Origin of the sequence: Delftia sp. WSY_22 (assembly GCF_043104185.1) — a bacterium.
GTDB classification, from domain to species: domain Bacteria; phylum Pseudomonadota; class Gammaproteobacteria; order Burkholderiales; family Burkholderiaceae_C; genus Comamonas; species Comamonas tsuruhatensis.
In genome coordinates this window covers 1-23,476 of record NZ_JBICKN010000017.1, presented here as the reverse complement: position 1 = coordinate 23,476, position 23,476 = coordinate 1, and the positions used below count along the sequence as shown (strand labels likewise).

The 23,476-nt window shown below is 66.1% G+C and carries 20 protein-coding genes; 10 read left to right on the top strand and 10 right to left on the bottom strand.

Features of this window, described 5'->3' with window-relative positions:
- Positions 1-191: 191 nt before the first annotated feature.
- Positions 192-3,050, top strand: coding sequence for a midcut-by-XrtH protein (locus ACF8NF_RS08740; protein ID WP_392450461.1), 2,859 nt, complete (start codon positions 192-194; stop codon positions 3,048-3,050).
- A 53-nt stretch (positions 3,051-3,103) separates the two neighbouring features.
- Here the strand turns inward: ACF8NF_RS08740 and ACF8NF_RS08735 are convergent, their stop codons facing one another.
- The 5 genes from ACF8NF_RS08735 to ACF8NF_RS08715 all read right to left on the bottom strand — a co-directional run bounded on the left by ACF8NF_RS08735 (position 3,104) and on the right by ACF8NF_RS08715 (position 9,139).
- On the bottom strand, positions 3,104-4,372 hold the full coding sequence (locus ACF8NF_RS08735) for a ferritin-like domain-containing protein (protein WP_016453232.1): 1,269 nt from the start codon (positions 4,370-4,372) through the stop codon (positions 3,104-3,106).
- An 8-nt stretch (positions 4,373-4,380) separates the two neighbouring features.
- A complete protein-coding gene (locus ACF8NF_RS08730) occupies positions 4,381-5,247 on the bottom strand; it encodes a phosphate/phosphite/phosphonate ABC transporter substrate-binding protein (protein ID WP_016450660.1) in 867 nt (288 codons plus the stop codon).
- Between the two features lie 49 nt (positions 5,248-5,296).
- On the bottom strand, positions 5,297-6,406 hold the full coding sequence (locus tag ACF8NF_RS08725; RefSeq protein ID WP_026062547.1) for an acyl-CoA dehydrogenase family protein: 1,110 nt from the start codon (positions 6,404-6,406) through the stop codon (positions 5,297-5,299).
- Positions 6,407-6,721: 315 nt separating this feature from the next.
- Positions 6,722-7,954: an EAL domain-containing protein gene (locus ACF8NF_RS08720; protein WP_034367634.1), complete on the bottom strand. Its 1,233-nt coding sequence runs from the start codon at positions 7,952-7,954 to the stop codon at positions 6,722-6,724.
- A gap of 369 nt (positions 7,955-8,323) precedes the next feature.
- Positions 8,324-9,139: a helix-turn-helix domain-containing protein gene (locus ACF8NF_RS08715; protein ID WP_034367637.1), complete on the bottom strand. Its 816-nt coding sequence runs from the start codon at positions 9,137-9,139 to the stop codon at positions 8,324-8,326.
- Between the two features lie 73 nt (positions 9,140-9,212).
- Between ACF8NF_RS08715 and ACF8NF_RS08710 the strand changes: the two genes are divergently transcribed.
- Positions 9,213-9,929, top strand: a complete 717-nt coding sequence (locus ACF8NF_RS08710) for an aspartate/glutamate racemase family protein (RefSeq protein ID WP_392450460.1) — start codon at positions 9,213-9,215, stop codon at positions 9,927-9,929.
- A 96-nt stretch (positions 9,930-10,025) separates the two neighbouring features.
- Here ACF8NF_RS08710 and ACF8NF_RS08705 read toward each other — a convergent pair whose 3' ends face one another.
- The 3 genes from ACF8NF_RS08705 to ACF8NF_RS08695 form a co-directional block, all read right to left on the bottom strand.
- Positions 10,026-11,192, bottom strand: a complete 1,167-nt coding sequence (locus tag ACF8NF_RS08705) for a GGDEF domain-containing protein (protein WP_392450459.1) — start codon at positions 11,190-11,192, stop codon at positions 10,026-10,028.
- 524 nt (positions 11,193-11,716) lie between these two features.
- Positions 11,717-12,400, bottom strand: coding sequence for an energy-coupling factor ABC transporter permease (locus ACF8NF_RS08700; protein ID WP_016450654.1), 684 nt, complete (start codon positions 12,398-12,400; stop codon positions 11,717-11,719).
- 202 nt (positions 12,401-12,602) lie between these two features.
- Complete coding sequence (locus ACF8NF_RS08695) at positions 12,603-12,992, bottom strand: MerR family transcriptional regulator (protein WP_016450653.1); 390 nt, start codon at positions 12,990-12,992, stop codon at positions 12,603-12,605.
- A 72-nt stretch (positions 12,993-13,064) separates the two neighbouring features.
- On the opposite strand from ACF8NF_RS08695, the gene ACF8NF_RS08690 reads away from it, so the two are divergent.
- The 3 genes from ACF8NF_RS08690 (at position 13,065) to ACF8NF_RS08680 (ending at position 17,066) form a co-directional block, all read left to right on the top strand.
- Positions 13,065-14,144, top strand: a complete 1,080-nt coding sequence (locus ACF8NF_RS08690) for an SDR family oxidoreductase (RefSeq protein WP_016450652.1) — start codon at positions 13,065-13,067, stop codon at positions 14,142-14,144.
- A 161-nt stretch (positions 14,145-14,305) separates the two neighbouring features.
- Entirely contained in the window at positions 14,306-15,202 is an 897-nt protein-coding gene (locus ACF8NF_RS08685) for an oxidoreductase (protein WP_392450458.1), read from the top strand.
- 250 nt (positions 15,203-15,452) lie between these two features.
- Positions 15,453-17,066, top strand: a complete 1,614-nt coding sequence (locus ACF8NF_RS08680; RefSeq protein WP_392450457.1) for a diguanylate cyclase — start codon at positions 15,453-15,455, stop codon at positions 17,064-17,066.
- Positions 17,067-17,088: 22 nt separating this feature from the next.
- Here ACF8NF_RS08680 and ACF8NF_RS08675 read toward each other — a convergent pair whose 3' ends face one another.
- Positions 17,089-17,577 (bottom strand): MarR family winged helix-turn-helix transcriptional regulator, encoded by a 489-nt coding sequence (locus ACF8NF_RS08675; RefSeq protein WP_034395585.1) that lies wholly within the window; start codon positions 17,575-17,577, stop codon positions 17,089-17,091.
- Entirely contained in the window at positions 17,574-18,479 is a 906-nt protein-coding gene (locus tag ACF8NF_RS08670) for an alpha/beta hydrolase (RefSeq protein WP_065347527.1), read from the bottom strand. The genes ACF8NF_RS08675 and ACF8NF_RS08670 overlap by 4 nt, the downstream gene beginning before the upstream one ends.
- A 197-nt stretch (positions 18,480-18,676) precedes the next feature.
- Between ACF8NF_RS08670 and ACF8NF_RS08665 the strand changes: the two genes are divergently transcribed.
- The 5 genes from ACF8NF_RS08665 to ACF8NF_RS08645 all read left to right on the top strand — a co-directional run bounded on the left by ACF8NF_RS08665 (position 18,677) and on the right by ACF8NF_RS08645 (position 23,340).
- A complete protein-coding gene (locus ACF8NF_RS08665; protein ID WP_016450648.1) occupies positions 18,677-19,852 on the top strand; it encodes an ABC transporter substrate-binding protein in 1,176 nt (391 codons plus the stop codon).
- A gap of 110 nt (positions 19,853-19,962) precedes the next feature.
- Complete coding sequence (locus tag ACF8NF_RS08660; RefSeq protein WP_016450647.1) at positions 19,963-20,883, top strand: branched-chain amino acid ABC transporter permease; 921 nt, start codon at positions 19,963-19,965, stop codon at positions 20,881-20,883.
- A gap of 2 nt (positions 20,884-20,885) precedes the next feature.
- Complete coding sequence (locus ACF8NF_RS08655) at positions 20,886-21,836, top strand: branched-chain amino acid ABC transporter permease (protein ID WP_016450646.1); 951 nt, start codon at positions 20,886-20,888, stop codon at positions 21,834-21,836.
- Positions 21,833-22,627 (top strand): ABC transporter ATP-binding protein, encoded by a 795-nt coding sequence (locus tag ACF8NF_RS08650; protein ID WP_016453222.1) that lies wholly within the window; start codon positions 21,833-21,835, stop codon positions 22,625-22,627. The genes ACF8NF_RS08655 and ACF8NF_RS08650 overlap by 4 nt, the downstream gene beginning before the upstream one ends.
- Complete coding sequence (locus tag ACF8NF_RS08645) at positions 22,627-23,340, top strand: ABC transporter ATP-binding protein (protein ID WP_013801790.1); 714 nt, start codon at positions 22,627-22,629, stop codon at positions 23,338-23,340. Before ACF8NF_RS08650 ends, ACF8NF_RS08645 begins: the two co-directional genes overlap by 1 nt.
- Positions 23,341-23,476: the final 136 nt, after the last annotated feature.

The following is a 23,476-nucleotide window of genomic DNA, read 5'->3' as shown; positions in this document are numbered from 1 at the left end:
CTTCGAGCGGCCCTTGCCAGAGCCGGTGCCCGCTGGCCAATTACCTGCTTTCAGGGATATGCGCTGCGCAGGCCGTCGTCTAAAGTAAGAAATTGTCAGCAGCGCAGTCATTTGTAGCCTGCCTGAAGGCAGTGGCGGGGACCGCTCCCCGCCTGTTCGGATCTTCGGATCTTTTCTTCCAGGCCAGACCCATGCTGCAACTTTTCCAATTCCTTGCCCGCGGCACGTGGCTCGCACAGGCGTTGGGCGCCTTGGCCGTGGCCTGTGCCGTGCCGGCAGCCCAGGCCCAGAGCATCACTGCGGCACCGCTGGCGGCCGTGGCGCCGGCGGCGATTCCTGTGGACCACCCTGGCGCTCTTGCGCTGCTGGCACTGGCCATGGGGGCCTGCCTTGCATGGGGGGTGCGCACAGGGCGGATTTCCCCGGCCAGCCTGCGCGCCTGGGCCCTGGGCGGTGCTGTCGTGGCGACAGCGGCCACGGCGGCCTGGGGCGACCGGGTGCAGGCCCAGATACAGGAATTGCAGGAAGCCTTCAACCAGGCTGCGGGCGAGACGCTTGTCATTCCCGTGCAGGCGAGCGCCCTGGGCGCCGCTGGAGCGCCGCAGGGCTTCCTGCCCGTGGTCTACCGCAACCAGACATCGCTACGGCTGAAAATCACCGGCATCACGGACCCTGTGTGGAACACCTGCTTTCCGCTGGGCGTGCCGGGCACGATTCCTACGACGGCCCCACGTCCCGGCAGCGCCTGCGCGGTCGGCGCCACGCTGGAGGCGGGCGGCTCCTGCTGGGTGGATGTGGCGCAGCTGTGCGCCAACGCGGCGGCCGCCGCGCACGGCAGCCACGCCAGCGTGCTTGCGCCCGACAGCGTGCAGGTGGACACGGCCGGGCAGCGCACGGGCAATGTGCTGTCCAACGATTCCGATGCCGATGGGGCGCTCGTGGTCGCCAGCTTCACCTATGAAGGCCAGACCGTGGCGGCCGGCAGCTCCCGGAACGTGGCGGGGCGCGGGACCTTCGCGCTGCAGGCAGACGGCAGCTTCACTTTCCAGGCGGATGCGAACTACAGCGGCGGCCATCCGCTGGCCATCGGCTACACCGTGCAGACCGGCGCGTCCAGCACGCTGAGTGTTTTCGTGAACCGGGTGCCCGTGGCCGGCAACGATACGGCCACCACCGATGCCGATACATCCGTCGCCATCGCCGTGCGCGGGAACGACAGCGATGCGGATGGGGACAGCCTGACCGTTTCCGGCATCACCCAGGGCGCCCACGGTTCCGTGGTCGTGGATGCCGTCACGGGCAATCCGGTCTACACGCCGAACGCCAACTTCACCGGCAGCGACAGCTTCACCTACACCATTGGCGACGGCAGGGGCGGCTTTGCCACGGCCAGCGTGTCGGTGACGGTTGCTGCTTCGCCCGCCGGCAATCAACCGCCAGTGTCTGTCTCCGATGCGATAGTGGTGGCCGAGGGCGCTGTGGCCACGGTCCTTGCCAGCGGTGCAACCAGCGTGCTGGCCAACGACACGGACCCTGACGGCAATCCGCTCGTCGCGGTGCTGGTGACGGGTCCGGCGAACGGGTCCCTGACGCTGAACGGCAATGGCACCTTCACCTATATCCACAACGGCAGCGAGACGGTTTCCGACAGCTTTGCCTACCGTGCCAGCGATGGGCTGGCCATGGGAAACATCGTCACCGTTTCCATCACGGTCACTCCCGTGAACGATGCACCGGTTGCCGTGGCAGATCAATGGATGGTTGCCACGGACATCCCGCGGAGCATCAGCTTTGCCACGTTGCTGGCCAATGACACGGATGCCGACGGCGACAGCCTGACCATCACCCTGGCTCATTCGCCGATCAATGGCAGCCTTGCATCGCAGGCGGGCGGGGTGCTGTTCACGCCCGCGGCAGGCTACGAAGGACCGGCCAGCTTTCTCTACGACGTCACCGATGGGCGCGGCGGTACCAGTATCGGCACGGTCAATCTGTCGGTTGGAGCGGCCAGCGCTTCTCCGGTCGTTGTCCTGAAGTCCCTGCTGGCCATCGCACAAGGCACAGGCGGGGCCAGCGTCAGGTTTCCGATAACCACGAAGCTGGTGGATACGGATGGCTCGGAAACCCTGTCGATCAGGATCAGTGGACTGCCCACCAATCTGTCATTCAATGCGGGCACGAACCTGGGTGGTGGTGTCTGGCAGTTCACCGAAGCCGACCTGCCCAATCTCATCCTGAATCTGCCTGGCAGCTACACCACGAACGCCACCAATCTCACGGTCCAGGTCACGGCGACGGAGGTGAGCGGCGGCTTCACGGCATCGACATCCACCGTGGTCACGCTCAAGGCCTCATATACGACCGTGGATGTCACCACGACCCATAGCGGCAGCTATACAGGCAGCTCGGCCAACGAGTACATCACCGGTGGCAACGGCGCCAACACCATCAGCGCCAACAACGGAAACAACATCGTTTTCGGAGGCGCTGGCGACGACAACCTGTCGGCGGGCGCAGGCTCCGATGTGCTGATGGGTGGCAGCGGCGACGACACCCTCAATGCGGGGTCGGGCACGGACCTGCTGGCCGGTGGCCCCGGCAACGATCTGATGAGCGGCGGTGATGCGGGCGAGAACTTCGTGGATGTCTTTGCCTGGTCGCTGGGAGACCAGGGGGCGGCAGGAACGCCGGCCATGGACCGAATCCAGAACTTCGCCATGGCGGCCGCGGGAGCCAACGGCGCAGGCGGTGATGTACTGGACCTGCGCGACCTGCTGCAGGGTGAATCCGCAGGCCCCGGCAATGCCGCAGGCAACCTGGCCGACTACCTGCACTTCGAGATCACAGGAGGTGATACCTGGGTCCATGTCAGCCACACGGGCGGCTTCGGTGCGGACTCCCATGCGGTGGGTGCAAGCTATTCGGCATCGGCCGAGACCCAGCAGATCATCCTGGAAGGCGTGAATCTGCAGACGCTGTATTCCGGTGCCGCCACGGATCAGCAGATCATCACGCAGCTGCTGAACAACAGCAAATTGATCGTGGATTGACCGGCGCCGGTCCTATGCCACCGCGCACCGCGCACCGGGTCCGTTTCTCGTGCCTACATGAAATTGCGCGTATGCAGCGAAGCCAGCCGCTCGGCATGCCCGCGCTCGAAGCCCAGCCGCAGCAGCTTGGAAAACCGGCCGTCGGCCATGTCGCGCATGAGCTGCTGCACGCGGGCGGCGCCGCGGGCCAGGGCTTCGGGGGTGAGGGCGCCGGCGGCGATGAGGATCAGGGCGTCGAAGACTTCCTCGTTCAGGCCCGAGGTGCCGGCCAGGTTGTCGAAGCGCTGCTCCACGGCCTGGGCCAGCTGGTGCTGGAAGCCGGGCTCGTGCTGCAGGCGGTACAGCAGGTGGGACATGCCCAGGGCCACATGGCGCGCCTCGTCGCGCGCGGCCAGGCGGCAGATCTGGCGTGTGAGGGGGTCGGGCGCCTCGGTCTGCAGGAACTGCAGCAGGTGCACGAAGGTGCCTTCGCCCAGTACCGACAGCAGGAAACCCGCCACGGAAAAATCCGTCTCGTCCAGCAGGCTCTTGAGCGAGGCCTGGCCACCCGCCGTGGACAGCGCGGGCTCGCGGCCATGGCGGCGGATGCGGCGCGTGAAGACATCGATATGTCGCGCCTCGTCGGCCACCTGGATGGCCAGCGCAGCCTGCAGTTCGCGGTAGTGCGGGTGCAGCTGGCCGAGGAAGCGCGCAGGCACCAGCAGGGCCGCGTTCTCGTTCTCGACCATGTAGGTCATGAGCTGGACGATGGCGTCCTCCACCGGCGCGGGCAGCTCGGGTGCGTCGTTCCAGTCGATGTCGGTGTCGGCATTCCACTGCGCGGCCGCGGCCTGGGCGTAGAGGTCGGAGGCGCTGTCGGTCCAGACCTGCAGCTTGTCGCTGAGCCGGAAATGGAAGGCCGGCGCGCCGGCTTCCACCTGCGCGCCACGCGCGGCCAGGCCCCAGAAAGGCTGGGCCTGCGCGGCCACGGCACCGTCGCCCGAGCGCGCATCGCTGCGGCCCGTCTGCGCCGCGCCGCGCCAGCGCCCGGCCTGGGCGCCGCCGCGCGCCACGATGGCCATGGCCTGTGCTGCATCCACGCCATCCTCCCAGCGCAGGCCATGGCCCTGGTCGCTGCACCAGCCCGACAGCTGGGCCTGCCAGGCCGGCGCGCTGCCGGTCACGCGCAGTTGCCCGCCCACGGGCAGGGCGGCCAGCGCGTGCTTGACCAGCAGATGGGCGCCGGCATCGAAGCCCAGGCCCTGCAGGTCGATGACAGGCAGGGTGGAGGCGGGCTGGGTGGAGGCGGGCAGGGCGCCGCTGTCGGAATCAGGCATGGCCATGGCGCGTATCAGTAACGGTAGTCCTGCACGGTGATGCGGCCTTCGGCGTCGTAGAAGGCCTCGTCCGTCACCGCGCGCTCCAGCAGGCCGTAGCCCGTGCCGCGGCCCGGGTGCCAGACCTTCAGGCCTTCCAGCTCTAGCAGCGGGCGCACGGCCGCGTCGTCCCAGGACATGGCCAGCAGGATGTCGCGGAAGGCGGCGGCACGCCCGGCATCGATGTGCGGGCCGGCCGTCATGTTGCAGTGGTCGAAGGCGCCCGAGGTGGCCAGCACGCGCGTGCCGCCGGCCGGCAGCGTGCCTTCGCGCGCAAAGGCCAGGTAGTTCTTGCCCACCATCCATGAAGCCTGTATCTCGCCGGCCACCATGGCGGCGGCGGCCAGGCGCTCGCCGCCGATGTGGTCGCCGTGCTTGCCGCCCAGCACGTCAAAGCGGCGTGCCGTGTAGTCGCGCCCGGCCACCAGCCCTTGCTGGCGCAGATGGTCCAGCGGGATCAGCGTGGCCTGGGGCGAATCCACGGCACCGAAGCCCACGGTCTTGCCGCGCAGGTCCTGCACGCTCTGGATGGGGCTGTCTGCGGGCACGACCAGCAGCGAATGCAGGTCCAGGTCGGTATCGCGCATGGCGATGGACTCCACGCGCAGGCCGCGCGCGCGGGCCATGCGGTCGGCGCGCACAAAGGCCAGCGGCGAGTTCCAGGCCAGGTGCACATCGCCTGCCATCAACGCCTCGGTCAGCGACTCGTAGTTGGAATAGAGAACGTAGTCGAAGTAGTAGCCGCGCTCGATGAAATACGCCTTGAAGCCTTCCCAGATGGTGATCACCTTGGGGGCGTAGGCCACGGCGCCGAGCTTGATCACGGGGGCGGTTGTCGTCATGCGGAAGTCCTTTGCTGGATGGGGGAGGAGGGGGTTCTGCCGTTCAGGCTCAGGCGGCGGCGTCGCACATGCCTTTGCCCAGCATGTCGTAGATCACATCGGTGGTGGGCGCCATGACCGAGGCGGCGCGCGCATCGCGGAACAGGCGCTCTATGCCCAGCTCCTTGCGGAAGGCGGCGCCGCCGCACACGCGCATGGCAATGTCGGTCACTTCCAGTGCGGCCTCGGCGGCTGCGGCCTTGCTCTGCAGCAGGCGGGTGCGCGCATCGGCCCGGGCCGCCTGCACGGCGGCCACGGTATCGTCGCGCAGCAGGCGGGCCTGCTCCAGGCGCAGCTGGGCACGGGCCAGGTAGGCGCGGATGGTGGGCAGGTCGGCCAGCGAGCTGCCGCTTTCCGCAAAGCGCGTGCCCGCCACATGGGCCACGGCGCGGCGCAGCGCGCCCTGCATCAGGCCGATGGACGTGGTGGCGATCAGCGTGGGAAAGAAGGGCATCAGATAGCGGCCCTTCACGGCCTCGCCCTCGCCGTCGGCGCCCAGCATGCGGGCGCGTGGAACGCCCACGTTGCGTGCCTCGATGGGCGAGGACGCATTGCCGCGCAGCCCCATGCCGTTGAAGCGTCCGGGAATGGACAGGCCCGGCAGCCGGCTGTCCACCAGCCACAGCGTATTGCCCTCGCCCTGCGTGGCGCGCGAGATCCAGACATAGGAATCGGCCTCGCCGGCCGACGTGATCATGCTCTTGAGCGCGTTCAGGTGGATGACATCTTCAGCGGCGGTCGCCGTGCCCGTCGGCGCCCAGATATGGCTGCGCGAGCCGGCTTCGGACACGGCCAGCGTGGTGAGGTGGCGGCCGGCCGCGATCTCGCGGCGCACAGGGTCGTCGGCAAAGGGTTCGATCAGCGCCACGCCGCAGTAGTGCATGGTCAGCACCATGGCCGTGCAGGGGCAGTCCTGGGCAATGCGCTCGACGACCTGCACCGCTTCGGCCAGGCCCTTGCCCAGGCCGCCCACCTCGCTGGCGCTGATCAGGCCCAGCAGGCCGGCTGCCGCCAGTGCATCCAGCGCGGCGCGCGGGTAGCGTGCCTGCTCGTCGATCTGCGCGGCCTGGGGCGCGATGATGTCGCGCATGAGGGGTTCGAGTTGCTTCAAAACTTCCATCTGGGTTCACCGTAGGCATGCCCATGACCGCCTGCCGGGAGGCTGTTGCTGGAAGTCTGGGGAAATGCTGGGGCGCCGCGATGGCCGCTGGACGCGCCTGCCGCATGCAGACCTGCAATGGCGGATGGGCTGGGGAAAGAATGCAGGCGATTATGCGCCGGGTGCACTACGGCTTCGCGCAACGGGCGCCTTGCTCGGGCACCATGGCTGGTGTGCGCTTGATCCCGGTCAAGGTGGCGGGAGAACGCTGCGTCGCCACAGCACATTCACGCATTCACGCATTCACGCAGGCTCGAAAGCTTGAACGCCTGGGCCCTAGGCCCTGGCAAGCCCCATGGCCAGCGCCTGTGCTGACCCCATCGGCTTGGCAAAGAAGTAGCCCTGGGCCAGATCCACGCCAAGGCTTGCCAGCGCATTGAATTCCTCGGCAGTCTCCACACCTTCGGCGACCACCACGCTTCCTATTTCGTGCGCGAAACTCGTGAGCCCCTTGGCGAGCGCACGGCGGCTGCGGTCGGTATCGACGTCGTGCGTGATGCTCATGTCCAGCTTGATCATGTCCGGTTGAAGATGCAGGATGTGCCGCATGCTGGAGTAGCCGGCACCGGCATCGTCGACTGCCAAGGTCGCGCCCCGGCGCCGCAGCGGAGCCAGTGCATCGGCCAAAGCCCTGTAGTCATCCACGGCGGCATGCTCCGTGATTTCCAGCGTCACGCGCGACAGATCCTGGTCCGAACCCAGAAGCCGGGGCAGCTGCCCCGACTGGATCAGCTGCGGCGAGCAGTTGACTGCGAGCAGCCAATCGGTTGGCAGGCGACCGAGCGCGCCAAGCGCCGTGTCGATTGCATGGCGCTCCAGCTCCAGCCCCAGGCCTACTTCGTGCGCTGCCTTGAACCATTGGTCTGGCGGGCGAAATGGCTCCAGGTCAAAGCGCGACAAGCACTCAAAACCGTGCAGCTTGCCTGTCGCGATGGTGTATACGGGCTGAAATACAGGGCGCAGCGCATTGCCCTGCATGGCAAGGCGGATTTCGTTGGCCGCTTTGTCCCTTGCATGCTGGACCGCAGAAGTTGCACTGAAATGCAGTCCCAATAAATCTGAGAATGCCCGCAACAGCGACATATCATGCTCACCCAGCGCGGGATTGGGCTGGTGGCTGAAGCAGCACAAGGTGCCGTACAGACGGTTGTCATCCAGGCGGATCGGTACGCTCAGGTGCGAGCCGATGGGAATGGTGTGCGTCTCCGGTATTCCCTGTGCAGCGGGTAAACGGGACGTGTCTGGAATCAACTGCGGCAATTCGCCATTGACCACCTTCTGGCAATAGCCCTCGTTCAATGGAATCTTCTGCTGCCGGAAAATCACTCCGCCAGTGCTCTCGTCCACATGCTCCAGCACCCGATCCGCTTCGCGGAATCGGGCCACAAAGGCCACATCCATGCCAAGATGCCGCCGGACCACGGACAGCACACGGTCCACTCCATCCAGTTCAATGGCGAAAGCAAAAATTCTGCTCAAAGGTGCGAATGTGGATTTTCGAGGGGTCATTTCATTGATCTGCTCTATCAGATGTGTACGCACATTGAATGGGCACGCTGCTGGCGGATTGGCGGTCCTCAGTTCTGCCCGGCATGGCCGAGCGGCACGATATGCCGTTGATAACGGGAATGAATTATCGGTAGTCCGCTCCATTGGCAGGAACACGGCAAGGTTGGGGGTGCCGCGCCATCGCAAATCAGAACAGGGGGAGAGCAATGGCCCTAAGTATGCGCGGTTGAAGTGCGCAGGTCGAGTCCGTCTGTTCGGATTGACAATGGGAATGAAAAGCCAACGCGGGAACTTGCAAGTTCATTGCACCGCCTGGAACACCGGTCATGCCGCATGCCCCGGGCGTGACGGGTCCAGGTGCTCCATCGGTCACTGCCTGGCCGTATGGCGAATGCGGGCCAGGTACTGGCTGGGCGTCAGCCCCAGATGTTTGCGAAACGCGGCTCCCATGTGCGATTGATGGCTGAAGCCGCAATCGTGGGCGATACAGGCCAGCGAATCGGCATCCGCCCGCATCATGGAGCGGGCCGCCTGTATGCGGGTCTCCACAAGATAGGCATGCGGAGTCATGCCAAGCAGCTGGGAAAACTCACGCAGAAAACGCAGCGGGGTGCGACGGGTCATCCGGGCCAGCTGGGCAATGCTCAACGGCTGTGCAAACTCGGCCGCCATGCGCTCCAGAACCGGCCGATACACCGGGCGCAATGCATCGATGCGCGGGATGGGCGCATGGGGCACATCCCTCGCATCGACGCATTGCCGGGCCATGAAGTGCAGGGCTGCCTGCTCTATTGCCAGGGTGTCCGTCTCGGGGCAAAGCAGCAGTTGCCGCAGCTGGTGCGCAATTTGCAAGGCGGCGCGCTGGCCAGGGTGCACAACGCGCCGGGCTTCGGTGTCAGGCACTGCGTCGTCCAGCCATTGCTCCCATTGCGCAGGGGTACAGCGAACCACCAGGTACTCGCCGCCCGTGGCCGATTCGGAAAACACATCCACCCCCGGTGGCGTGCGTGCCACCGTGCCGGGCCATGTGTCGAAGTCCACGCGGCGGTCGCTGCCAATGGCATGCACGCCTTGCTGGCGCTCCAGCGCAATGCCCAGCGAATGAAGGCGGGTCGGGTCATGGCTGCTATAGGCCGCGCGGCCCAGCAGCTGCACCTCGAATCCCGGTAGTTCCTGAACTTTCATCACCCTGGCGCCTTGTGTCTTGAACTGAAATTTCTTGATAGACGGGAAACCGGGCGCTGCCCACACTGAAGGCATGAACGCAAACCACACGGAAATTCACCGCATCATCGGTCTCATCGGGGGCATGAGCTGGGAGTCCAGCGCCGAGTACTACCGGCTCATCAACCAGGGCGTGCGCGACCGGCTGGGTCCGCTGCGCTCTGCAAAACTGCTCATGTACAGCGTGGATTTTGGCCCCATCGAGCTGGCCCAGCATGAAGGCCGCTGGGATGACGCAGCTGCCTTGCTGGAAGATGCCGCGCGGCGGCTGCAGGATGGCGGGGCGGATGGGGTGCTGCTGTGCACCAACACCATGCACAAGCTGGCAGACCGCATTGCGGCAGCGGTGCGCATCCCTTTTCTGCACATTGCCGACCCGGTGGCCGATGCGGCCCGGGCGGCAGGCCACCGCAGGCTGGGGCTGCTGGGCACCCGCTTCACCATGGAGCAGCCCTTCATGCGCGAGCGCCTGCGGCAGCAGGGGCTGGAGGTGATGGTGCCGCAGGAGGCGGACCGCGCCGAAGTGCACCGCATCATCTACGAGGAACTGTGCGCAGGCCGGATACGGGAAGAGTCGCGGCGCACCTATCAGCGCATCATGGCGCAGCTGGCCGGGCAGGGCGCCCAGGCCATGGTGCTGGGCTGCACGGAAATCAGCCTGCTGGTGCAGCAGGCGCATTGCCCCGTGCCCGTGCTGGACACCACGGCCTTGCATGCCGAGGCTGCGGTGGACTTTGCATTGACGCCTTGAGGCGCCAAAACGACCCGGACTGAACCGGCCCGGACCCCTATCAGCGGCAGATGTGACCTGCAAGCGCACGCAAGCGGCCCACCTGCGGCAAGCAGATCATCCGTGGGGCCGCCCTGGCGCAAGCGGGGCGAGTTCCATCCGGTCCCGTCCCTTGCGCTTCGATGCATAGAGGGCCTCGTCGGCCTGCTTGAGCCAGTGGGACAGCTCTGTTCCGGGCTGGTCGAACAAGGCCGCACCGATGCTCAGGGACACGGGCTGCGGCGTCGCGAACATCGCGCGCGCCTGCTGCACGAACGCCTCGCGCAAGTCCTGGCCCAGCGCCTGTGCGGCCGTGCCGCAGACGTTGTGCAGCAGGATCACGAACTCATCCCCGCCCAGCCGCGCGGCCAGTGCGCCGCGAGGCAGCACGCTGCGGATGAGGTCGCTCAGCGTCACCAGCAGGCGGTCGCCGGCATCGTGGCCGTGCAGGTCGTTGACCTGCTTGAAGTGGTCGATGTCGATCAGCAGCAGGGCGCCGGGGCGGGCCGGCGAGGCTTGTGCCAGCAGCGCCGGTGCGCGCAGATAGAGCGCGCGGCGGTTGTCCAGTGAGGTCAGCGGATCGCGGGCGGCAATCTGCGCGATGCGCTCCTCGCGGCGATGGCGCTCCGTCCCGGTCATGGACATGGCCAGCAGCATGATCGCCATCACGCCCTCCACCAGCGAGATCAGGATCACCGTGCCGCGGAAATTGCCCAGGTTGACGAAGGCGTCCAGCGCCACAGTCGATCCGGCCTTGGCGAGGTAGAACAGGCCGTGGGCCAGCAGCACGAAACTCAACTGCGCCGCGCCCATGCCCAGCGCGCCGCCATGCGGGCGCAGCAGCAGGCCGGCGCGCAAGGTGGTGATGGCGATCAGCAGCGACTGGATGCCCAGCATCGCCTTGGACCACCAGGGCCCGTCTGGCAGAAACAGCATGGCCAGCCAGACGACGGCCAGCAGCCACCAGAAGTGCGACAGCCGCACGCGCATGAATCCGGCGACCCCGGCCAGGAACAGCCAGTGGGCGGCGATCAGCAGGCCGTTGGGAAACCAGATGCCCAGCAGCACATGGCCGCTGGAACGCAGCAGGGCCAGCACGCAGCCCACGACGATGATGGCGAACCCCGCGCTCCACAGCAGCAGCGAGCGTTCGCGCACGCTGCTCCATTCCGCAGCCAGATACAGCGCCGAAGCGGCCGCCATGGCCGTGGTGAGAACGAGCAGGGTGAAGGGGTCGAGAGCCATGGGCGATGGAGGTATCGGCGCAGGCGCGCTCCTTGTGAGAGCCGCCAGACAAGGAGCAATGCGGCGACGGTCCGTGCCGTCGCGATGCAGTGGAGCAAAGCGAGCGGGGCGGATTGTCGCAGGAAGCGGGTTTTCAGGCTTGCCCGATCACCCGGCTGCAGCGATTCCGGCGTCGGCCGCGTTGCCAAGGCCACGTCGCGGAGGCGAACGCCGGGTCCTTGCACTGCGCAGGCATCCCGCCGCTCCAGGCCATGGCGAAGCCGTCCTCACTGCTGGGCTGCGGGCTCTGTTGGAAGCCCGGGGCATTGTGGAAGGCGGTGGATTTGCCGAGCTCGCTTGCCGGCAGGCTGATGAAGAGGGACCTGGTCATGCTGGACCAAGAGGAAGCGGCCACGGCTGCGCGCGGGGCCGTCCATGCACCTGCCGCTCCCCGCTTTGCCATGGTGGCCCGGGGGCGGCAAGGCGGGAGCACCGGGGCAAGATGCCCTATGGGGCGTCAACCGTGACCGGGGGAGCCGGCCCTGTCAGACGGCAACGGCGTGCAGGCGGGTATTGAAAAGCGGCCCTTGGGTGAAGGTCGCCAGGCGCTTGGCCAGCCACAGCACCGCCAGGTCCACCAGGGGTTCCACCAGCACGACGCACATGTAGGCAGCACCGAAGCTTGCCACCTCGGTCAAGGTTGTCAGGCTGGCACCGTGGCCGTAGATGGCCCAGAACGCGACCCACAGGACAATGCCGCCCTGGTAGGTGGTGGACAGGGCCAGGGCCTGCCTGTAGCTGATGTCCACATAGGCCGTGCCGGCGGGAATCAGCCGGCGCGCCAGTTGGTTCACCGCATACAGCGGCACCAGCAAGGTGGTGACGTTCATGCCGTACTGCGGCAGGTCGAAGGGGGCAAAGAACAGGCCCTGCACCAGCAGGCCGAACGCCAGGCCGATGGCCGCAGCTCCCGCGCCGAACATCAGCAGCAAGGTCGAGCCCAGGATCAGATGGACCTCGGACACGCCGACCGGCTCGTGCGGAAACACCTCGAAGAAGCTGAACACCAGCGCGGTGGTGATGACACTGCGGGCCAGCAGCGCGAGCCAGCCGCCGTTGTCGCGCAGGCTTTGCCGTGCCAGGGCGGCGGTCAGGCCGAAGGCCGCTGCGGCGGTGACATAACTGAGGGCGATTTTTTCGGGGCTGACGACGCCGGGTTCGATGTGCATGGGAGGTCCTGAACAGTCAAGGTCCGTTGCAGGGCGGGCGCCGGCTGCGCAACGGCAAAGGTATTGAGCATAGCCGTGGATGAATGGCTGCGCCATGCCTTGGCGCGGCAGATGCGTTTTCTGTCCAGGCTGCGCGGATGCACTCGGGTGATGCCGGGGGCAGCCATGCAGCGATTGCCGCTGTTGTCTGGATGCCGACAGCTCACTTCAAGGCGTTGTTGAGTCGCTGAAGCTCAAGTTGCTTGGCAGCGCTGGCCTCGAGATTTGCACGCTCCTCGTCCAAATACCGATAAATGCTTTTGAGCTCAGTGATTTTCTTTCTGATCTCCAGCATTTTCTTTTCAATCAACTTGGCACCCTCGGCACAATCGATTGACTTGTTTCTCTGCGCGTCCAGAATTTCGCCTATTTCCGCAAGAGAAAATCCCATGCTTTGTGCGCGCTGGATAAATCCAAGATCCTGCAGGGTTTGTGGTGTGTAAACACGGTAATTGTTGTTTCGCCGCAATGGTGCGATAAGGCCGATCTTCTCGTAGTAGCGCAGGGTATGGCGGCTGGCGCCGCTGCGGACCTCGAGTTCGCCGATATTCATGAAAAAACGCTTGACTATAGAGTTGGGTCGACAGTCTACACTCGATTTTTCATCGTGCCAAGGAGCAGAAAAATGAGCGTGGAGTGCTTTGTTACGGGAGGGACCGGCTTCATCGGCCAGCATCTGGTGTCATGCCTGAGCGCAAAAGGTCACACGATTCGGGTGCTGATGCGTCGCCCGGAGCGCCTGGCGCAACTGCGGGAGCAGGTCGATAATCTGGGAGGTGTCGCAAACCGTGTCTTTGCCGTGGCTGGCGATCTGGAGCAGGAGAGCCTCGGCTTGAGTCTTTCCGATCGAGAGGCTTTGCGGCAGGCCGAAGTTGTGTTCCACCTGGGCGCCCACTTCGCGTGGGGCCTTTCAATGGAGCATTCGCGTGCAGTGAATGTGGAAGGTGCAAAGCGCGTGGCGTTGTTGGCAGCGCAGCAAGATAGCCGGCTGGTGATGATCGGCGGCTATATGCTGAAGAACAATGAACATCTGCAGCGCATCGGAATTGATCCCGGCCATCCGGAAAGGACTCATTGGCCTGCCGTCTATCGGCGTGTCGGCGCTTACGAGGGGAGCAAACTGGAGGCGCATTTCGCGACCCTGGAGTTCATGGCTGCCAAGGGAGGGAAAATGACCGTCGTGCACCCCGCAACGGTCTGTGGTCATAGCCGCACGGGACATATACCTTGCAGCCAGCCACTGGTGGATCTGATACGCAATCTGGCGCAGGGAAAACTGGCTGCAGTGCCCGGTAGCGCAGAGCACTGGTTGCCATTGGTCACTGTGGATTATCTGGTCGAGCTGGTTTCGGCTTGCGCTTTTGATCCTTCCATGGCCGGTCAGGAGCTTCTGGCGCTTGACGACCAAAGTCCCAACTTGCGAGAACTCCTGGCAGAGGTGGCACAACCTCTTGGAATAAAGTCCCCAAAGCATCATATTTCGCTCCGATTGCTGAAATGGCTTTTGAGCATTCCTCCGGTCGCACGGTTTTTGAATACGGATGCCGAAGCCCTGGACTTCATCCAGACTACGCGTTTTGACACAGCGGCGGTCGAGCAATTCGCCAAAAGGCACGGAATATCAAAGCCGGATATTCGTCAATCGTTACGGAATACTGCAATGTTCGTCAACTCATATTGCATGCCCAATGAAAGAGTCCACTGACGTGTATTTTGCCGGGATGAATACTGAGAAACTATCAAGATGCATTGCACCTATGCAGGCACAGCCAAGAGCAGCCCTCCACTGCGCCCGTGGCACTCCATAATTGTCTTTTTCAGGTGTCGAGGCCGGCGCCGAGCATCCGTTTCGAGGAATCCGCTTCAGTGAATCAACAAGTCCATACAAGAATCGCTGTCCTGGGGCCCGGTGCGATCGGGACCACCGTCGCTGCTGCGTTGCACGAAGTCGGCCGTACGCCCATGCTTTGCGGCCGTACGCCGCGCGACAGCCTGGTGCTGCAAGGTAGCGGTGTTCGCATCGTTGTTCCCGGGCCGGTGAGAACGGATCCAGCACAGATTGCACGCCCGGTGGACCTCGTTTTTCTCGCGGTCAAAGCGACTCAGACCGCTGCCACTGCGCAATGGCTTGCGGCGTTGAGCGGCCCGCAAACCGTCGTGTGTGTCCTGCAAAACGGGATCGAGCAGTTGGAGAGTGTCACTGCGCTGTGCCCTCAGGGGCGAGTCGTTCCTGCAGTCGTGTGGTTCCCTGCGCAGGCGCAATCCGATGGGTCGGTGCTCCTGCGCAGCGATGCTCGGATCAGTCTGCCTGACGAAGCGGCCTCCCTCGTGGTTGCGCAGGCACTGCAAGGCTCCCGGTGCCTGGTAGACCTGGTTTCGAATTTCAGATCTCTGGCCTGGCAAAAGCTGCTGCAGAACGCGGCGGCCGGACTCATGGCGCTCACGCATCGCCGCTCGGGCATGTACGGCCGGCACGATATCTCCAAGCTCACACTGGACTACCTGCAGGAGTGCCTGGCCGTGGCACGCGCCGAAGGTGCTGAACTGGGCGATGAGGTCCCGCAGGCGATCCTCGACAAGTTCCAGGCATCCCCTGCCGACCTGGGCACGTCCATACTGGCGGATCGCGAAGCAGGCCGTCCGCTCGAATGGGATATCCGCAACGGCGTTATCGCGCGCCGCGGCCGGGCGCGCGGGGTTCCGACCCCGATCGGTGATGTCTTGGTGCCGCTTCTTGCTGCCGCGAGCGACGGCCCCGGCTGATCACCCATGCCTTGACGATAAGGCCTGTGATCACAGGTCTGCCATCCGCATTCAGCCTGAAACTGCCGGCAGCACCCCCCAATCCCAACCCTGCCGGCCGATTTTTCCGAAGCCGGGGACAATACCGGGTTCGCGGGTTTTTCCGGCTCGACCTGGGTCGAGGACGGGAATCGCTTGCGGAAGGAAGCTGCACTGGCGTTGAACCCGGACGCAGAAAACCCCAAGATCGGACGGCGGCGAGACCGCCGAGATGGCGCAGGTGCATGTGACGAAGAGGGATTGGTGGACAAGGGCCTGCCGCAGCCGCAGCGGTCGGCCCGTCAAACGCGATACCCGCCTGGTGGGCTGGCTGCTGGCCGTGGTGTTCGTGTCGGTATCGGCGGCCACGGTGTGGCAGTTGGTGGCTGCACGCCAGCGCACGCTGGCCGAGGTGGATACCGTCAACCGCAATCTGGCGCAGACGCTGAATACCTATTCCGAAGGCGTGATCACCCAAAGCTCCATGCTGCTGCTGGGCATTGCCGAAAGGCTGGAGCTGGATGGCGCCGGTGCCGCGCACCTGGAGCGCGTGCTGCATCTGGTCAACCGCCAGGAGCAGCTGCTGAACCAGCTCAACGAGCTGCTGGTCGTGGACGCGCAGGGGCGCTGGCTGATGTCGTCCAAGGGGACGTTTCCCCCAGGAACGCAAAGCGCGGACCGCGACTTCTTCACGCACCACCGCGACGACCCGTCGTCAGGCATCTACATCGGGCCGCCGATCCGCAGCCGCTCCACAAGCGAATGGGTGATCACCATCAGCCGGCGCTATACCGACAGCGAGGGCCAGTTTGCCGGCGTGGTCGTGGTGACGCTGGGTGTGGAAAATTTCCTGCGGCTGTTCGGCAAGATCGACATCGGCGAGCAGGGCGCCATTTCACTGAGCACGCCGGGCGGGCAACTGCTGGTGCGCCACCCCTTCCGTGAGCAGGACCTGGGCCGGGACTTCTCGCAGTCGCCCAATTTCCTGCGCCACTATGCGGGGGCGATGTCGGGCACGGCGTCGTTCCGCTCGGGCCTGGATGGCACGGAAAGAATCTATGCCTTCCTGCGCAGCGAGCGCTATCCGCTGGTGACCACGGTGGCCCTGGGCCGCGACGAGGCGCTCAGTTCCTGGCAGCGCCAGGCGCAGCTGACGCTGGCCGTGGTGCTGGGGCTGTTTCTGGCGATTGCGCTGATCGGCTGGCGGCTGACGGCGGCGATGCGGCTGCGCTCGCGTGCCGAATGCTCCCTGGTCAGCGCGCGCGAGGAATTGCTGCAGGCCAACCGCCGGCTGGAGGTGCTGGCCGCCCAGGACCAGCTCACGGGCCTGGCCAACCGGCGCCGCTTCGACGAGGTGCTGGAGCGCGAGGCACGGCGCGCCGTGCGCGAGGGCACGCCGCTGTCGCTGCTGCTGATCGATCTGGACCATTTCAAGGGCTACAACGACGCCTACGGCCATGTGGCAGGCGATGCCTGCCTGCAGACAGTGTGTCGCGCCCTGGCCCAGGCCGTGCAGCGGCCCGGCGACATGGCGGCGCGCTACGGCGGGGAGGAGCTGGCCGTGGTGCTTCCCAATACGGACCAGGCCGGCGGGCTGCAGGTGGCCGAGCGGCTGCGTGCGCGCATCGAGGGCCTGGGCCTGGAGCACCGCAGCAGCCGCTTCGGCCATGTGACGGCCAGCATCGGCGTGGCGACAGCGCAGTGCGGTGAGGCTGGCGCGACACAAGGCGCTACACAAGGCACTACCCACGGCTCCACCCAAGGTGCCGCCGTGGCGCTGGTGGAAGCGGCCGACCGTGCGCTGTACCGCGCCAAGGCCGCAGGGCGCAACTGCGTGCAGGGCTGAATGGGGTTGGGTCTGCGCGCGCTCAGTCCATGGGCGAGCGGTGGGCCACCACCTGCTGCTTGAGGTCGCCCAGCGCCTGGTACAGGTCGTTGCGGCTGGCCTGCGGCATGTCGCCGAACATGCCCATGACCCAGGACTCATGCGCCTTGGCCATGCGCGCAAAGGTCTTGCGGCCCAGCGGGGTGAGGTGCAGCACGGAGCTGCGCCGGTCGGACTCCACCTTGGTGCGCACCACCAGGCCCTCCTTCTCCAACTGGTCGGTGATGCCGGTGATGTTGCCGTTGGTCACCATCATGTGGCGCGACAGCTCGCCCATCTTCATGCCCTCTGGCGCCCGCTGCAGCTGGGCCATGAGGTCGAAGCGGGGCAGGGTGGTGTCGAATTCGCTGCGCAGGCGGTTGCGGATCTCGCCTTCGATGAGGTTGCAGCAGGTGAGCATGCGCAGCCACAGGCGCAGCGCATGGTGGTCGTCGGGCGCGGCGCGCGACTCCAGGTCGGGAGCGTGGGTCATGGCTGGTTCTGCGGTGTGGGGGCGCTCAAGCCCATCTGCGCGAGGATGGCGCGCGTCAGCGGGCTGGCCGGGTCGTTCAGGGTGAGCACGATGTCGAAATGGTTGGTGCCGGGCATGGCCACGTACTGGCCTGACGATGGACCGGGGCCACGGCGCTGGTTCCAGGCGGCCAGGTAGTCGTCGCTCTGGCGCTTGAATTCATCGGTCTCGCTCTCGCCGTAGCTGACGATGAGCGGGCAGGCCGCGCCGTGCGGCAGGAGGGCGGGGCTGTTGCGAATGGCGTCCTGCTCGCTCAGGCGCATCCATTCGTTGATGTGGGTGTGCACCAGCGGGCGCAGGTCGAACAGGCCCGACAGCGGTGCGGCGCCGCGCACCACGTCCTCGGGCACGCCGTAGTCCGCATGCCAGCCGCCGGCCAGCAGCATGCCCGCCAGGTGGCCGCCGGCCGAGCTGCCGCAGACATGGATGCGGCCCGGGTCGCCGCCGTAGCGGGCGATGTGCGCATGCACCCAGGCCAGGGCGCGGCGTGTCTGGTCCACGATGCGGTCCAGCGTGACGGCGGGCGCCAGCGAATAGTTCAGGGCCACCACCACGGCGCCGGCGCGCGTGAAGGTGGGCGCCATGCTGCTGGAGTCGTCCTTGGACAGCAGCCGCCAGTAGCCGCCGTGGATGAAGAAGAGAACAGGGGCGCCTGCCGCCCCGGTTGCTGCCGGGAAAATGTCCAGCAGCTCGTCGGCATGCTCGCCATAGGCCACGTTCAGCGCGCAGGGCAGGCTCTGGCGCGCAGCCCGGCTGTCGTCGGCATAGGCCTTGATGATGGGGGTGATGTCGGGTACCGTCGCGCGGGCGTTGTACTGGACATCGAGTCCGGCGCGGTCGTAGTGACGGTAGAGTGCGGGCATTGGAACGGAGATGGCGCGAAATGGTTTGTATGGCAGGTATTGGTACAAGTCCCAGACTTGTTCTGCAAAATACTTTAAACCTAAACTAAGAACCGCGCCAACCGTTCCAGCCCTTACAGAGTTTCCCGTCCAGCGTGACGGAAGACTGCCTCACCACCGATTGTCATCCGCGCGGCCCGCGCAAGGAGCACAGCAGCATGCGTTTCCTCACCCCCTTCCTGGCCGCAGCGGCCCTGGCCCCTGCCTTTGTTCCCGCGCTCGCGCAGGCGGACACCATCAAGGTCGGTATCGCCAACGATATTTCCGGGCCGTTTGCCGCGCTGGGCGCCGAGGCGCGTGACGGCTTCAACCTCGCCATCAAGCAGCTGGGCGGCAAGCTGGGCGGCCAGCCGGCCGAGTTCCTGCAGACCGACATGGGCGGCAACCCCGACCAGGCGCGCCAGCTGGTCACGCGCTACATACAGCGCGACAAGGTGGATTTCTTCACCGGCCCCATCGGCTCCAACGTGGCCCTGGCCGTGGGCCCGGCGCTGTTCGGCGCCAAGGTGCCCTACCTGTCCAACAATCCCGGCCCCAGCCAGTTCGCGGGCGCGCAGTGCAATGCGTTCTGGTTCGGCACGTCCTACCAGAACGATGCCTTCCACGAGGCAGCCGGCAAGCTGGCCGCCGACCGTGGCTTCAAGAAGATGTTCATCATGGCGCCCGACTATCCGGCCGGCAAGGATGCGCTGGTCGGCTTCAAGCGCGGCTACAAGACCGCGCCCGGCGAAGAGGTCTACACCAAGCTGGGCCAGATCGACTACGCGGCCGAGCTGGCCCAGATCCGCGCGGCCAAGCCCGATGCGGTCTACATCTTCCTGCCGGGCGGCATGGGCATCAACTTCGTCAAGCAGTTCGTGTCCACGGGCCTGTCGCAAAGCGTCAAGCTGATCGGCCCGGGCTTCTCGGCCGACGAGGACGTGATCCAGGCCGTGGGCGAGCCCATGCTGGGCATGGTCAACACCGCGCAATGGGCGCATGACCTGGACGTGCCGCAGAACAAGGCCTTCGTCGAGGCCTTCCGCAAGGAGTACAAGGGCCGCAACCCCTCGGTCTACGCGGCCCAGGCGTATGACGTGATCATGGCCATGGATGCGGCGGTCAAGCAGGCCGGCGGCAAGGCCTCGGACCGCCAGGCCATCGTCAAGGCGCTGGAGAAGGCCGACTACGCCTCGGTGCGCGGCCCCTTCACGTACGGCAAGAACCACTACCCCATCCAGGCCTACTACCAGCGCGTGATCGAGAAGGATGGCAGCGGCCGCATCACCAACAAGCTGGTGGGCAAGGTGTTCGATAAATATCAGGACGTCTACGTCAACGACTGCAAGATGTGACCCCGCCGCCGCGCCCCCGTCGGGCGCGGCGTGCCTTGATCTTGATTTTCAAAGCCGGATGATTTGTTGACCGCGCGCGGGCCGATGCGCCCGCGGCAAGGGGCGTGTGGATGACGTGGACGCTGCTCTTGGAGCAATTGCTCAATGGCCTGCAGTTCGGGCTGATGCTGTTTCTGATCGCGGCCGGGCTGACCCTGGTGTTCGGCATCATGGACATCATGAACCTGGCCCATGGCTCGCTGTACATGGCGGGCGCCTATGTGGCGGCAGAGACCCTGCAGCGCACGGGCTCGTTCACGGCGGCGGTGCTGGTGGCGGCCGTGGCCACGGGCGTGGCGGGCATGGTGCTGGAGCTGGTGCTGATACGGCGCCTTGCCGTGCGCGACCACCTGGCCCAGGTGCTGGGCAGCTATGCGGTCATCCTCATCGCCAATGACCTGGTCAAGATGGTCTGGGGCCCGGCGCCGGTGATGCTCAACATGCCGGCTGCGCTGTCCGGGCCCGTGCAGCTGCTGCCCGATCTCATGTACCCGGCCTACCGGCTGATGATCATCGTCTTCGGCCTGGCCGCCGCGTTGGGCCTGTATTGGTTCGTGACGCGCACGCGCGCCGGCGTGCTGGTGCGGGCAGGCGCCTCCAACCGCCAGATGGCCACGCTGATGGGCGTGCGCGTGCCGCTGCTGTTCCTGGGCGTGTTCACGCTGGGCGCCATGCTGGCGGCGGTGGCGGGCGCGCTGCTGGGACCCATCACCTCGGTGCAGGTGGGCATGGGCGAGGACATCCTGATCCTGGTGCTGGTGTGCATCGTCATCGGTGGCATAGGCTCCATACGCGGCGCCCTGGTGGGCGCCTTGCTGGTGGGCATGGTGGATACGGCGGGGCGGGCCTTCCTGCCCATGCTGCTGCGCCAGGTGTTCTCCCCGGCCGTGGCGTCCAGCGTGGGGCCCACGCTGGCGGCGATTTCCATCTACGTGCTGATGGCGGTGGTGCTGGTGTACCGTCCTTCCGGCCTTTTCCCTGCGCGAGGCTGAGCATGGAACACAGCAGATTCCGCGGCACATTCGTCTGGACGGCGCTGGCCCTGCTGGCGCTGGCGGTGTTCCCGCTGGTGGCGCCTGCACTGGGGCTGGACTTCTACATCTCCTTCGTGCGCCGCGTGCTGATCTACGCGCTGGCCGCCACCAGCCTGAACCTCATCCTGGGCTATGGCGGCATGGTGGCCCTGGGGCACGCGGCCTTCTTCGGTGCGGGGGCCTATGCGGTGGGCATCCTGGCCATGAACGGTGTGACCTCGGCCCTGGTCGCCTGGCCTGCCGCCGCGCTGCTGGCCGGGCTGCTGGCCGCCGCCACGGGCGCCGTGTCGCTGCGCACGCGCGGCGTGTACTTCATCATGATCACGCTGGCCTTTGCGCAGATGCTGTTCTATATCTTCATCTCGCTGCGCCAGTACGGCGGCGAGGACGGGCTCAACCTGCCCGGCCATTCCGTGCTGCCCGGGCTGGACCTGGGCCACGACGTTTCTTTCTACTACGTGGTGCTGGCGCTGTTCGCGGTACTGATGGCCTTGTTCGGCCGGCTGGTGGATTCGCGCTTCGGCAAGGCGCTGCAGGGCGTGCGCGAGAACGAGTCGCGCATGGAGTCGCTGGGCTACCCGGTCTACCGCCTGAAGCTCGTGGCCTTCGTTCTCAGCGGCGCGGTGGCGGGGCTGGCGGGCGCGCTGCTGGCCAACCACAACCTGTTCATCTCGCCCAGCCTCATGCACTGGACCCAGTCGGCCAACCTGCTGATCATGGTGCTGGTCGGTGGCGTGGGCCTGCGCTGGGGCGGCGTGGCCGGCGCCGTCGTCATGCTGACGCTGGAGGAAGTGCTTCGCATGTGGACCGGGTACTGGCACTTGCCGCTGGGCCTGCTGCTGCTGTGCGTGGTGTTCGGCGCGCCACGCGGCCTGACGGGCCTGTGGTCCGCACGCGGGAGGCAGGCATGAGCGGCGCGGCCACACCTATCTCCATCCCCACCCCGGCCCTGGAGGCCAAGGGCCTGGTGCGCCGCTTTGGCGCGCTGCTGGCCACCGACCATGTCTCGCTGTCGCTGGCGCCTGGCGAGATCCATGCGCTGATCGGCCCCAATGGCGCGGGCAAGTCCACGCTCATCCATCTGCTGTCGGGCACGCTGGCGGCCGACGCCGGCACCCTGGCACTGGCCGGGCGCGACGTGAGCGCGCTCAACGCTCACCAGCGCGTGGCGGCGGGGCTGTCGCGGTCGTTCCAGATCACCAACATCTTCAAGCAGTCCAGCGTGCTGGACAACCTGGTGCTGGCCGTGCAGGCGCATGCCGGCAGCAGTTTCCGCTTCTGGCGCCCGCGCGCGGCCGAGACCGCGCTCTACGAGCAGGCCCGCGAGCTGGCGCGTGAATGCGCCATCGACGCCAGCCTGCTGCAGCGCCCCGCAGGCACGCTGCCGCATGGCGAGCAGCGCAAGCTGGAATTCGCGCTGGCCCTGGCCGCACGGCCCGGCGTGCTGCTGCTGGACGAACCCATGGCCGGCATGGGGCCTGATGAAACACTGCGCCTGACCGAGCTGATCGAATCCCTGCGCGGCCGCGCCGCCATGCTGCTGGTGGAGCACGACATGCAGGCCGTGTTCCGCCTGGCCGACCGCATCTCCGTGCTGGTCTACGGCCGCATCATCGCCACCGGCACGCCCGACGAGATACGTGGCAACGCCGATGTGCGCCAGGCCTACCTGGGAGACGAAGAAGTGAAGGAGGGCGCGTGATGCTCGAAATGCAGGCCGTGCAAAGCGGCTACGGACCCAGCCAGGTGCTGTTCGGCGTGGACCTGCGCATCGAGGCAGGCCAGGTCGTTACCCTGCTGGGCCGCAACGGCATGGGCAAGACCACGCTGCTTCGCACGCTGCTGGGCCAGCTGCCCCTGCGCGCTGGCCGCATGGTGTTTGCCGGGCAGGACATCGCCGGCTGGGCCACCGACCGCATCGCCCGCGCCGGCGTGGCCATCGTGCCCGAAGGTCGCCAGTGCTTTCCCAACCTCACGGTGCGCGAGCACCTGACGGCCTTTGTGGCACATCGCAATTCGGGCAGTCCCGGCGCGGCCGAGCCCTGGACGCCCGAGCGCGTGTTCGCGCTGTTCCCCCGCCTGGGCGAGCGCGCCTCCAACATGGGCAACCAACTGTCGGGCGGTGAACAGCAAATGCTGGCCATAGGCCGCGCCCTGGTCACCAACCCGCGCCTGCTCATCCTGGACGAAGCCACCGAGGGCCTGGCCCCCCGCATCCGCGAAGAGATCTGGTCCTGCCTGGCCCAGCTGCGCGCCGCTGGCCAGACCATCCTGGTCATCGACAAATACGTGGAGCGCCTGCTGGGCCTGGCCGACCGCCACCTCATCCTGGAGCGCGGCAAGGTCGTATGGAGCGGAGACTCGGCCGCGCTGGATGGGGACAGAGCGCTGTGGGAACGGTATTTGGGAGTGTGAGCACGCGCAATGCATTCGCAGTTCAAGGCGAAATTCAAGACGCGATGGAGGGTTGAATGGCATTGAAGATCAATGGGTGGCATGCCATTCAAATACATGCCTGTATCCAAGATGGGAAATTGCTTACATTTACAGG

Coding starts and splice junctions, on each gene's coding strand:
- ACF8NF_RS08660 (WP_016450647.1), top strand. CDS start 19,963: ATGACGTGGACGCTGCTCTTGGAGCAATTGCTCAATGGCCTGCAGTTC.
- ACF8NF_RS08740 (WP_392450461.1), top strand. CDS start 192: ATGCTGCAACTTTTCCAATTCCTTGCCCGCGGCACGTGGCTCGCACAG.
- ACF8NF_RS08700 (WP_016450654.1), bottom strand. CDS start 12,400: ATGCACATCGAACCCGGCGTCGTCAGCCCCGAAAAAATCGCCCTCAGT.
- ACF8NF_RS08670 (WP_065347527.1), bottom strand. CDS start 18,479: ATGCCCGCACTCTACCGTCACTACGACCGCGCCGGACTCGATGTCCAG.
- ACF8NF_RS08695 (WP_016450653.1), bottom strand. CDS start 12,992: ATGAATATCGGCGAACTCGAGGTCCGCAGCGGCGCCAGCCGCCATACC.
- ACF8NF_RS08730 (WP_016450660.1), bottom strand. CDS start 5,247: ATGACGACAACCGCCCCCGTGATCAAGCTCGGCGCCGTGGCCTACGCC.
- ACF8NF_RS08690 (WP_016450652.1), top strand. CDS start 13,065: ATGAGCGTGGAGTGCTTTGTTACGGGAGGGACCGGCTTCATCGGCCAG.
- ACF8NF_RS08735 (WP_016453232.1), bottom strand. CDS start 4,372: ATGGCCATGCCTGATTCCGACAGCGGCGCCCTGCCCGCCTCCACCCAG.
- ACF8NF_RS08720 (WP_034367634.1), bottom strand. CDS start 7,954: ATGACCCCTCGAAAATCCACATTCGCACCTTTGAGCAGAATTTTTGCT.
- ACF8NF_RS08725 (WP_026062547.1), bottom strand. CDS start 6,406: ATGGAAGTTTTGAAGCAACTCGAACCCCTCATGCGCGACATCATCGCG.
- ACF8NF_RS08705 (WP_392450459.1), bottom strand. CDS start 11,192: ATGGCTCTCGACCCCTTCACCCTGCTCGTTCTCACCACGGCCATGGCG.
- ACF8NF_RS08675 (WP_034395585.1), bottom strand. CDS start 17,577: ATGACCCACGCTCCCGACCTGGAGTCGCGCGCCGCGCCCGACGACCAC.
- ACF8NF_RS08715 (WP_034367637.1), bottom strand. CDS start 9,139: ATGAAAGTTCAGGAACTACCGGGATTCGAGGTGCAGCTGCTGGGCCGC.
- ACF8NF_RS08680 (WP_392450457.1), top strand. CDS start 15,453: ATGGCGCAGGTGCATGTGACGAAGAGGGATTGGTGGACAAGGGCCTGC.
- ACF8NF_RS08655 (WP_016450646.1), top strand. CDS start 20,886: ATGGAACACAGCAGATTCCGCGGCACATTCGTCTGGACGGCGCTGGCC.
- ACF8NF_RS08650 (WP_016453222.1), top strand. CDS start 21,833: ATGAGCGGCGCGGCCACACCTATCTCCATCCCCACCCCGGCCCTGGAG.
- ACF8NF_RS08645 (WP_013801790.1), top strand. CDS start 22,627: ATGCTCGAAATGCAGGCCGTGCAAAGCGGCTACGGACCCAGCCAGGTG.
- ACF8NF_RS08665 (WP_016450648.1), top strand. CDS start 18,677: ATGCGTTTCCTCACCCCCTTCCTGGCCGCAGCGGCCCTGGCCCCTGCC.
- ACF8NF_RS08710 (WP_392450460.1), top strand. CDS start 9,213: ATGAACGCAAACCACACGGAAATTCACCGCATCATCGGTCTCATCGGG.